Source organism: Mesorhizobium sp. GW821-FHT07A06 (assembly GCF_059419085.1).
On record NZ_JBWKRC010000020.1, the window covers coordinates 79,156 to 88,972 of the forward strand.

Annotated in this window: 9 protein-coding genes; 8 read left to right on the plus strand and 1 reads right to left on the minus strand. The window is 63.5% G+C overall.

The window, feature by feature from the left end; all coding sequences use genetic code 11:
- Positions 1-3 precede the first annotated feature (3 nt).
- Complete coding sequence (locus AC07SZ_RS34860) at positions 4-825, minus strand: LuxR C-terminal-related transcriptional regulator (protein WP_246738852.1); 822 nt, start codon at positions 823-825, stop codon at positions 4-6.
- Between the two features lie 143 nt (positions 826-968).
- On the opposite strand from AC07SZ_RS34860, the gene AC07SZ_RS34865 reads away from it, so the two are divergent.
- The 8 genes from AC07SZ_RS34865 to AC07SZ_RS34900 all read left to right on the plus strand — a co-directional run bounded on the left by AC07SZ_RS34865 (position 969) and on the right by AC07SZ_RS34900 (position 9,546).
- Positions 969-3,074: a N,N-dimethylformamidase beta subunit family domain-containing protein gene (locus AC07SZ_RS34865; protein ID WP_494917796.1), complete on the plus strand. Its 2,106-nt coding sequence runs from the start codon at positions 969-971 to the stop codon at positions 3,072-3,074.
- A gap of 41 nt (positions 3,075-3,115) precedes the next feature.
- Positions 3,116-4,114, plus strand: a complete 999-nt coding sequence (locus tag AC07SZ_RS34870; protein ID WP_494917797.1) for an ABC transporter substrate-binding protein — start codon at positions 3,116-3,118, stop codon at positions 4,112-4,114.
- A 64-nt stretch (positions 4,115-4,178) separates the two neighbouring features.
- On the plus strand, positions 4,179-5,063 hold the full coding sequence (locus AC07SZ_RS34875) for a polysaccharide deacetylase family protein (protein WP_494917798.1): 885 nt from the start codon (positions 4,179-4,181) through the stop codon (positions 5,061-5,063).
- Positions 5,060-5,773 carry an SDR family NAD(P)-dependent oxidoreductase gene (locus AC07SZ_RS34880; RefSeq protein WP_494917799.1) on the plus strand — a complete coding sequence of 238 codons (714 nt, stop codon included), beginning with the start codon at positions 5,060-5,062 and terminating at the stop codon, positions 5,771-5,773. The genes AC07SZ_RS34875 and AC07SZ_RS34880 overlap by 4 nt, the downstream gene beginning before the upstream one ends.
- Before the next feature lie 21 nt (positions 5,774-5,794).
- Positions 5,795-6,535, plus strand: a complete 741-nt coding sequence (locus tag AC07SZ_RS34885) for an SDR family NAD(P)-dependent oxidoreductase (protein WP_172374248.1) — start codon at positions 5,795-5,797, stop codon at positions 6,533-6,535.
- A gap of 30 nt (positions 6,536-6,565) precedes the next feature.
- Positions 6,566-7,909, plus strand: coding sequence for a histidinol dehydrogenase (gene hisD, locus AC07SZ_RS34890; protein WP_494917800.1), 1,344 nt, complete (start codon positions 6,566-6,568; stop codon positions 7,907-7,909).
- Positions 7,910-7,955: 46 nt separating this feature from the next.
- Entirely contained in the window at positions 7,956-8,759 is an 804-nt protein-coding gene (locus AC07SZ_RS34895) for an ABC transporter permease (RefSeq protein WP_172375173.1), read from the plus strand.
- 1 nt (position 8,760) lies between these two features.
- Positions 8,761-9,546: an ABC transporter ATP-binding protein gene (locus tag AC07SZ_RS34900; RefSeq protein WP_494917801.1), complete on the plus strand. Its 786-nt coding sequence runs from the start codon at positions 8,761-8,763 to the stop codon at positions 9,544-9,546.
- Positions 9,547-9,817 lie beyond the last annotated feature (271 nt).

Below are 9,817 nucleotides of genomic sequence, written 5' to 3' on the forward strand. Positions count from 1 at the left end.
TCTTCAGGGCGCCTTGCGCTCTGGAACCTGGCTGGTCGCCCGCTCCAGGATCGGCATCATCAGCGCGAACAGCTCCGCCTGCGATGACAGGCTGCATCTGTTGTAGAGCTGTTTGCGGAAAACCTTCACCGTCTGCGGGCTGACCCCGAGGTTCAAACCGATCGATGGCGAGGAGTGTCCCTGCAAGATGAGGAGCGCCACTTCGGCCTGACGCTTGCTCAACAGCACATTGTGATGCGTCCGCATCGCCGCGATCAGGCTGTCGGTGATCGACATCGGGCGCGGAGCGACCGCGGGCGGGGCTTCGGACGCAACCCAATGCGCGCGCAGCAGCGACATGATCGCCGGCTCATGCGCGCGCAGGCAGTCCTCGGCCTTGGCCGCGAAGGCCTGGCCGGAAGAACCGTCCTTGCCCATCGAGATGGTGATGGTGGCGTTCTCCCCGATCGGCAACACGACCGATATTTCGTCGGTGATGCCGATCCGCCCGTAATACCACTTGAAATAGCGGCTGCGGCGAAACTGGTCAGGCGCCACGTCGAGAAGACGATAGAGCCCCGGCGCGCCGCGCCTCAGGTGAAAATGATAGATCGGATCAAGCAGATAGGCGGCCGGCAGATATTGTTCGGCGAGATAGCGAAACACATCGGGACCATAGATCTTCTTGTAGAGCACGTTGGGTACAGCGGTACCCGAGAAAACGATGACGATGACATTGTCGTAGCTGAGGCAACGCCGCAGATACTCGGTAACAGCCGGATAGAACTCGCGTTTGCCGATCGCATCGATGGCCAGCGCCAGACCTTCAAAGATGGACTTTGTCACCAATCATACCCCAATGGGGGTATATACCCCCAAGAAACGATGCCCGTAGTGTAAATCAAAAAAAACAGGGGTACGAGAGAATTGTCCAGCATGCCATTCAAGAGAGCGCACAGGCCGGGATCGCGGCGCGGATCTTTGCCGCGATGAAACGCCCCGTCGATCATGGCGCCATGGCCGTTTCGGGCTACACGGTTCCCTGGCACATAGCCGCCGGAGCGCCGGTCGCGCTTCATGTCTCCTCGTCCCGGCCGGTGCGCGACGTGCGGATCGTGCGGCTCGATACGCCCACGGCCGAATTCATGGACTGGCGTGTCGAACCGACAGGGAATGCCGCGTCGCATCGCGACTTCGACCACGGGTCCTTCCCCAGGATCGCGGCAACGGAACTGGCCAAGACCACTAAGATCAGCGGCGTCGCCTTCGAAGTGTATTTGACCCGAAATGACGGCGCCCGCGTGCTCTTCGAATGCGGAAATCTGCGCCTTGGGTTGCAGGACGGACGTCTGACATCGAGCCATGACGGCAAGCCGCAGGAAATCGGCGAGATTTTGCCGGCGAATACGTGGCTGACGGTCGAGATCTCGTCCGATGGTAATGCGACGATCCTGAAGATCGGCTCGGACGACCTCTTGTCGCCATATCGCCTGCATCGTCAATTCGATCGGCCCTGGTCTCCCCTCGGCGACATGGTCTTCGGCGCCAGCGCGGCGAACGATATCAAAACGCTGAATGCCAAGTTCTCGGCGATAGCGCTGCAGACCGCGACGGGACACATCGCCTGGTCGTTCCCCACCTTGCTGCCGAGCGGCCCGATCGCCTCGGCCGGCGGAGACAGCGTCCTCTTGCTGGAAACCGTCAACCAGCCGGCATTCTGCATGACCTCGCGGCGCTGGGATGGATCAAGTTTCGACCCCCGGCTGGTGCCGTCGCATTACGATGCGGTGCATTGCCATGACGACGACATGGGCGCGTTGCAGTGGCCGGCCTCGTACCATGTGCATGTCCCCGACGAGGCGCCCGCGGGCGTCTATGCCTTCGAGGTCGGCCATGACGAAGGAGCGGAGCGCATCGTCTTCTTCATCACCTCGTCCGTACGCCGTGCGCCGCTGCTGTTCCTGGTGCCGACGGCCACCTATCTCGCCTATGCGGATGAATTCCTGCCGGCGCATCTCTACGAATGGATGTGCGAGGATCGTGGCCACCGCTTCGCGATCGATAACAACCTGAAGTCGCTCTACGACTATCACAGCGATCTCAGCGGCGTGTCGATCGCTTCCTACAAGAAGCCGAAGGCGACGCTGCGCGACGACTATAATTACCCGCTCTGCGGTTGCCCGCACAATCTGCCGGTCGACCTGCATTTCCTGCGCTTCTGCCACAATAACGGCATTGCCTTCGACCTCATCACCGACCGCGACCTGCATGAGCGGGGCGTTGCCGGCTTGCAGGATTATCAAGCGGTCATCACCGGCAGCCATCCCGAATACATGTCGGTCGAGATGGAACATGCGCTGCGCCAGTTCGCCGCGACGGGCGGCGCCATCGCCTATCTCGGCGGCAATGGTTTTGCCGGCAAGGTGGCATTCCAGGACGATCTGATGGAGTTGCGCCGTTCGCCGCTCGAGGCGGGCCGCACCTGGGATGGCCCCATCGCCGAACAGTCGCTGTCGATCACCAACCAGCCGGGCGGCCATCTTCGCGCCAGCGGGCGTGGCGAATTCTCGCTGACCGGCGTCGCCATCTCGCTCATGGGCTTCGATGGTGCGCGGCCTTTCACGCGCACGCCGGACAGCCATCGCCCTTCAGCCGCATGGCTGTTCAAAGGGGTCGCCAGCGAGACCTTCGGCGACGAGGGCATCGTGCTTGGCGGCGCTGCGGGCTACGAGGTCGATGCCACCGATCCGCATCTCGGCACCTCTCCCGATACGACCGTCATTGCGCGCGCAACCGGCTTCCCGGACAGCTTCGTCCATGACGCGACACGCTGGTACGAGGGTGGTGCGGACGAGCGAGCATCGCGGCGCTGCGCGGAGATGACGCTGCGCCATCTGCCTTCGGGCGGTCTGATCTTTTGCGCGAGCTCGGTCGCCTGGTGCGGCGCGTTGCCGACCGGCGATGCCATGAACGACGTCGGCAGGATCACGAAGAATTTGCTGACGCATCTGGCGGCGGCAAAGAGCCGGACGAACCCGGACCGACAGCAACAGAGCGAGGGCCAACCCGCCGCCCGATCGGGTTCGACGGCATAGCGACATTTCAACATCACACTTTGGGAACAAGGACCAGGATCATGGGATTGAGAAAACATTTCATCGGGGCGGCCGCCCTGTTGGCACTCGCCACCGCAATGCCGTTCGCGACGCAAACGGCAAGGGCACAGGAGCTGCCGGTCGAACCGGGCGTGTTCAAGCTCGCAATATCGCCGTGGCTCGGCTACGGCATGTGGTACATCGCCCAGGAAAAGGGCTTCTTCAAAGCCAACGGGCTGGAAGGCGTCGAGCTGACCAATTTCGTCGAAGACAAGGACATGGGCGCGGCGGTTGCCGCCGGTCAGGTCGACGGCGACAATGAGTCCATCCAGCAGTTGCTGGCCAAGGTGCAGGCCGGCATTCCGATCAAGGGCGTGCTGCTGCTCGATGCCAGCACAAAGGCCGATGCCATCCTGGTCAACAGCGACATCAAGACCGTCGCCGATCTCAAGGGCAAGCAGGTTGCCTTCGAGCGCGGCTCGACCAGCGATCTGCTGCTGAACTACGTGCTGCAGAAGAACGGCATGACCATCGACGACGTCAACGTCCTGCCTATGCCGGCCGCCAGCGCCGGCACGGCTATCATTTCCGGCACCGTGCCGGCGGCCGTGACCTATGAACCGTATATTTCGGCCGCTATCGGCGCTGACAAGAACATCAAGGTGCTGGCCGAGGCCGGCGAGGCGCCAGGCTTGATCAGCGACGTGCTTTCCGTGCCGGAGGAGACGCTGAAGAAGAAGCCGGGCCAGGTGCAGGCCATGCTGAAGAGCTGGGACCAGGCGCTCGACTATTACCGCGCCCACACCGAGGAAGGCCGCGCGATCATCGCCAAGGGCGTCGGCGCCGAACCGGCGGATCTCGCCACGGCCTTCGACGGCGTGTCGTATTATTCGGTCAGCGAAAGCCAGAAGGCACTGAACGGCGTGTTCAAGTCCGACACCTATCCCGGCATCGTCAAGGCGGCGATCGCCGCCAAGCTGATCGACAAGGATATCGCCTACGACGCCGCCATCGACCCGACCGTGGCACATTCGAAGTAAGCGTTGCCAGACCGGCGGGCGAGCCAATGCGGCTCGCCCGTCAATGGCGGGAAGAAATCCAGACATGACCAGCACCGCCGTTCAAGTGGCCTTGACGTTCGATTTCGATGGCTATTCGACATGGATCGGCAGCCATCGAGCGACGTCGCCGAGCATGCTCTCGCGCGGCGAGTTCGATCCGATCGGCGCGCGCCGCATCCTCGACGTGCTGGAACGGGCCGGCATCCCGGCAACCTTCTTCGTGCCTGGCCATTCGGCGCTGGCCTTCCCGCCGGTGGTGCGCGCCTTCCGCGATGGCGGCCACGAGATCGGCCATCATGGCTGGGTCCATGAGAACCCCGTGCTGCTGACGCGCGAGGAAGAGCGCACCGTCCTGCTGAGAGGCCTGGAAGCACTGGACAAGGTCGCCGGCGTCAGGCCCACCGGCTACCGGTCGCCGGCCTGGGACAACAGCCCGTCCACCGTCGAACTGCTGCTCGAATTCGGTTTCGAATACGAGAGCTCGATGATGGGCAACGACCACGAACCGTACTGGTGCCGGATCGGTGACGCATGGTCGACCACGGAAGAATTCCGCTTCGGCCTGCCGGTCGACCTCGTCGAAATGCCTGTCGCCTGGCATCTCGACGATTTTCCACAATTCGAATTCCTGGCGACCGACAAGGGCTATCTGCCAGGCGGCCGCGCGCCGTCGACGGCGCTTGAGATCTGGAAGGCCGAGTTCGACTTCCTCTACCAGCGGATCGGCAGCGGCGTGATGGTGGTGACCATGCACCCGCAGATCATGGGACGTGGCCACAGGCTGCTGATGTTGGAAGAATTCATCCGCCATGTCGCCTCGCATGAGCGCGCCGGCTTCACGACTTGCCAGGACTATGTGCGGCATTGGCGCAAAGGGCGTTCGCCTTCCCTGCCCGCGGATGCCGGCGACAACAGGTTGGCCAGATGAAAACGGCAATCGTGACAGGAGCCGCCGGCGGGATCGGCGCGGCGATCGCGACGCTGTTCGCCTCATCAGGCGCGACCGTGATCGCGCTCGACCGGTCGTTCACCGGTGTAAGCGAACAGGCCACCGGTGCCGGCCAGATCCTGTCGGCCTCTTTCGATGTCGCCGATGAAGCCGATTGGACTGCCATTTCCGACATGGTTTCCGAGCGGTTCGGTCATCTCGATGCGCTGGTCAACAACGCCGCCATCTTCAATCCGGTGCCGTTCCTGGAAGAAAGCGTTGCCGGTTTCCAAGCCGTTACCGATGTCAACCAGCTCGGTACGTTCCTCGGCATGCGCGCTGCCACGACGCTGATGCCGGCGCAGGGCGGCTCGATCGTCAATGTCTGCTCGACGGGCGGGTTGAGGGGGTTCAGCGGCGCCTTCGCCTATTCGACCTCGAAATGGGCGATCCGCGGCATGACCAAGGTCGCAGCCCGCGAACTTGCCGGCCGCAACATCCGGGTCAACGCGGTGCATCCGGGCCTGGTCGACACGCCGATGCTTGGCGAGAACACCGCTGAAAACCTGGCTGCGATGACCGCCTCCGTGCCGCTCAACCGATTGGCCAGCCCGCAGGAAGTCGCGCATCTCGTGGCGTTCCTGGTGTCGCCCGGCAGCGAATACATCACCGGGTCGGAATTCACGATCGACGGTGGGCAGACGATCTAGAGACTTAGGAAAGAGCTGACGATGGAAAGGCGATTTCTGGGAAAGACCGCAGTGGTGACCGGCGCCGGCAACGGCATCGGCCTGGCCACGGCCAGGCGCCTGCAGGCCGAAGGCGCGGAGGTGCTTTCGGTCGACTGGAACGCGGACTACCTGGCGGATTGCGCGGCACCGAAACTGACGATCGATCTCGCAGAGGACGATGCCCCGACGCGGATCATAGCTGCCGCCAAGGCGCGGTTCGGAACCGTCGACATGCTGATCAACAATGCCGGCGTCGCCGGACCGAAGGCGCTGGCCGACAGCAGCGACGCATTGATCGACCATGTCATGGGCATCAACGTGCGCGCGGCGATGCGGCTGACGCGCGACATGCTTCCCCATCTGACGAAACCCGGCGGCTGCATCGTCAATGTCTGCTCGGTGTTCGGCGAGATCGGGTTTCCCAACACCGCGCCCTATGCCGCGTCCAAGGGCGCATTGTCGCAACTGACGCGCCAGTTGGCCGCCGACCTGTCGGCCGACGGGATCCGCGTCAATGGCGTGGCGCCCGGCGTCATCAACACGCCGATCGTCGCCGAGCGGATCGCTTCGGACGCCTGGTACCGGCGCGCCATGATAGAAACCACGCCGATCCGGCGCGTCGGCACGGCCGAGGATGTCGCCGGCGGCATCCTGTTCCTGTGCGGTCCGGACGCCCAGTTCATCACCGGCCATATCCTGAACATCGACGGCGGCTGGCTGGCCGCGCGCGTCGCCCCGTGAGGGGCGTTTCGACAGCACGAAGGAAATAGAATGTCACCTGTAGCAATCCACGACCTGGCCAACATGTCCTCCGAGGCGCGCACACGCCTGCTCGAGCGGACCGAGGCCGATCTCACCGACACGATCCGCAAGGTCGAGCCGATCATCGCCGCCGTGCGGACCAGGGGTGACGACGCCCTGGTCGAGCTTGCCGCCAAGTTTGACGGCGTGACGCTGGACCGCACGGCGTTGAAGGTGTCCGCGAGCCAGATCGCCGGCGCCGAGAAGGAACTTGATCCCGAGATCGTCGCGGCGATCCGGCTCTCGGTGGCGCAGGTGAGGCGCTTCCATGAGGCGCAAATGCCCGACAATCTCTGGCTGAGCGAGGAAACCGAAGGCGCGCTGATCGGCGACCGCTGGACGTCGATCGATTCCGTCGCCTGCTACGTGCCCCGCGGCAAGGGCTTCTTTCCGTCGAGCGCGATCATGACCGCCGTGCCCGCCAAGGTAGCGGGCGTGCCTAGGGTGGTCATCGTGACGCCACCCGGGCCGGACGGTTCGGCCGACGCCGCCACGCGCTTCATCGCGTCCTTGATCGGCATCGAGGACATCTATCTCTGCGGCGGCGCCCAGGCGGTGGCGGCGGTTTCCTACGGCACCGAGACCGTGCCGAAATGCGCAAAGATCGTCGGCCCAGGCAGTCCATGGGTCAGCGCAGCGCGCCAGCTTCTGTCGAACCGGATCGATCCGGGCAGTCCGGCCGGTCCGAGCGAGTTGCTGGTCTATGCCGACAGCTCGGTTCCGGCCGCACTTGCCGCATTGGAGCTGACGGTTGAATCGGAGCATGGCCCTGACTCATCCGCCTTTGTCGTGACGACCGATCGTGCCCTGGCGGAGGCCATCGCCGCCGCGGTGCCGCAGTTCTGGGAGGCAATGGGAGAGTATCGCGCCGATTTTTCCCGCACGGTGCTCAACGGCAGGAATGGCGGCATCGTGCTGGCGCCTTCGATCGAAGCGGCTTTCGACTTCATCAACGACTACGCGGCCGAGCATCTGGCCGTGCTGTCGACATTGGCCTTCGAGCTGCTGCCGCGGATCCGGAACGCCGGCGAGATCCTGCTCGGTCCGCATTCGGCAATTCCGATCGCGAACTTCGTGCTTGGACCGAGCCACGTCCTGCCGACGGGCGGGCGCGCCAACACCGCCTCGCCGCTCGCCGTCTTCGATTTCATGAAGCGCTCGTCGATCGCCTATTTGTCCCAGGCGGCCTATCAAAGGCTGGCGCCGGCGGCTCGCACCTTCGCCCAATATGAAGGCTTCATGGCGCATGCGAATTCGGTCTCGGAGATCCGCGACCGCATCCTGTCGAACAGCAGCCCTTTCACCGGCCCGTGAGACGACGATGACCCTACAGACCGACACAGCCGTCCCGAAGCAGACCATGCAACGTCCGCAGCGCAAGCCGTTGCTGAGCATGGCGGCGGAGATTTCCGGCTCGACCTATCTCTTCATCGCCATCTGCGCCTTCCTGCTCTTCATCGCGGCGTGGTTCCTGGCGACCGGGCTTGGCGTGGCGAAGCCGATCTTCCTGCCCTCGCCCGCCGCCGTCGTTGCCAAGCTTGGAAAGCTGGCCGCCGATGGAACGCTGGCCAGCGATATCGGCAACAGCGTCTACCGCATCATGGTCGGCTTCCTCATCGCCTCGGTGATGGCGTTGGCGACGGCCATCCTGATCGGCGCCTACCGCTTCTGGGAAGCGGCGATCGAACCGTTCCTCGACTTTGTCCGCTACATGCCGGTCGTGGCCTTCGTGCCGCTGACCATCCTGTGGAGCGGCACCGGCGACATCCAGAAGTTCCTGATCATCTGGATCGGCACCTATTTCCAGCAGGCGCTGATGTTCAAGGACAACATCAAGCGCGTTCCCACGGACTTCATCGGCTTCGGGCGGACACTGGGGATGAGCGATTTGCGCGTGCTGATGCGCATTGTCGTGCCCTCGGCGATGCCGCAGATCTGGGACACGCTGCGCATCTCGCTGGGCTGGGCATGGACCTGGGTGACGCTGGCCGAACTGGTCGCCGCCAATTCGGGGCTTGGCTACCGGATCACGGTCGCCCAGCGCTACCTGCAAACCGACATGGCGATCGGCTACATTCTGGTGCTCGGCATACTGGGGCTGGCGACGGACCAGATCATGCGTTTCCTCGGTCGGCATTTCTTCAAATATGAGAGGAAGTCCTGACATGCAGGCGCATCCCAAGCTGAAGATCTCGCATCTGCAAAAATCGTTCACGAACGGACGTTCGACGATCAAGGTGCTTGACGACATCAACCTCGAAGTCGGCGACAACGAGTTCGTTTCGCTGGTCGGCGCGTCGGGCTGCGGCAAGAGCACGCTGCTGTCGATCATCGCCGGCCTGCAGGACTATGAACAAGGCGAGATGCTGGTCGACGGCAGTCCGATCAACGGGCCGGGCCGCGACCGTGGCGTCGTCTTCCAGTCCTACACCTTGCTGCCATGGCTGACGGCACTGCAGAATGTCGAGTTCGCGCTGCGCGAGACCGGGCATGATGCCAAGGACATCCCCGAAGTGGCGCGCCAGCATCTCGACCTGGTGAAGCTCTCGCGCTTTGCCGACAGCTTTCCGAGCCAGCTTTCCGGCGGCATGAAGCAAAGGGTCGCCATTGCGCGTGCCCTCTCCTACCGGCCGAAGATGCTTCTGATGGACGAGCCTTTCGGCGCGCTCGACGCGCTCACCCGTGGCCAGATGCAGGAACTGCTGACGCAGATCTGGCAGGAGCATCGCCTGACCGTGATCTTCGTCACCCACGATGTCGAGGAGGCGGTCTATCTGTCCGATCGCATCTTCGTCATGGGCCTCAACCCTGGTCGCATCAAGGAGTGCATCACCGTGCCTTCCATAAGGCCGAGGCCGACCGGCATTCAGCATGACCGCGACGTCCTCGAACTTCAGGCGCAAGTGCTGAAGTCCATTCGCGAAGAGACCCGCCGCGCCGAGTTCGATTGAGCGTCAGGCCAGGAGCGGCCCATCGTTTCAACCAGAGCGGCGCGGCGAATTCCGGCGCCTGACGAAATGGACTAGGGTCGAGCCCGCCGCGATCCGCGAGGGCGGCGGCAACCTTTCTGCGACGGTGGCGATGATCATCTTCGAGCCAGCGAGCGAGGCGGTTCTCGAGAAAGCGAAAAAGGCCGCAGCCGCGCGCTAGAGCCTTTCACGTTTTGACGGAAGCGTAGCCTGCGTTTTCGAAGTAGTTCCTGCATTCGGCTGCCTCGATGGT

Coding starts and splice junctions, on each gene's coding strand:
- AC07SZ_RS34900 (WP_494917801.1), top strand. CDS start 8,761: ATGCAGGCGCATCCCAAGCTGAAGATCTCGCATCTGCAAAAATCGTTC.
- AC07SZ_RS34885 (WP_172374248.1), top strand. CDS start 5,795: ATGGAAAGGCGATTTCTGGGAAAGACCGCAGTGGTGACCGGCGCCGGC.
- AC07SZ_RS34895 (WP_172375173.1), top strand. CDS start 7,956: ATGCAACGTCCGCAGCGCAAGCCGTTGCTGAGCATGGCGGCGGAGATT.
- AC07SZ_RS34875 (WP_494917798.1), top strand. CDS start 4,179: ATGACCAGCACCGCCGTTCAAGTGGCCTTGACGTTCGATTTCGATGGC.
- AC07SZ_RS34865 (WP_494917796.1), top strand. CDS start 969: ATGAAACGCCCCGTCGATCATGGCGCCATGGCCGTTTCGGGCTACACG.
- AC07SZ_RS34880 (WP_494917799.1), top strand. CDS start 5,060: ATGAAAACGGCAATCGTGACAGGAGCCGCCGGCGGGATCGGCGCGGCG.
- hisD (WP_494917800.1), top strand. CDS start 6,566: ATGTCACCTGTAGCAATCCACGACCTGGCCAACATGTCCTCCGAGGCG.
- AC07SZ_RS34870 (WP_494917797.1), top strand. CDS start 3,116: ATGGGATTGAGAAAACATTTCATCGGGGCGGCCGCCCTGTTGGCACTC.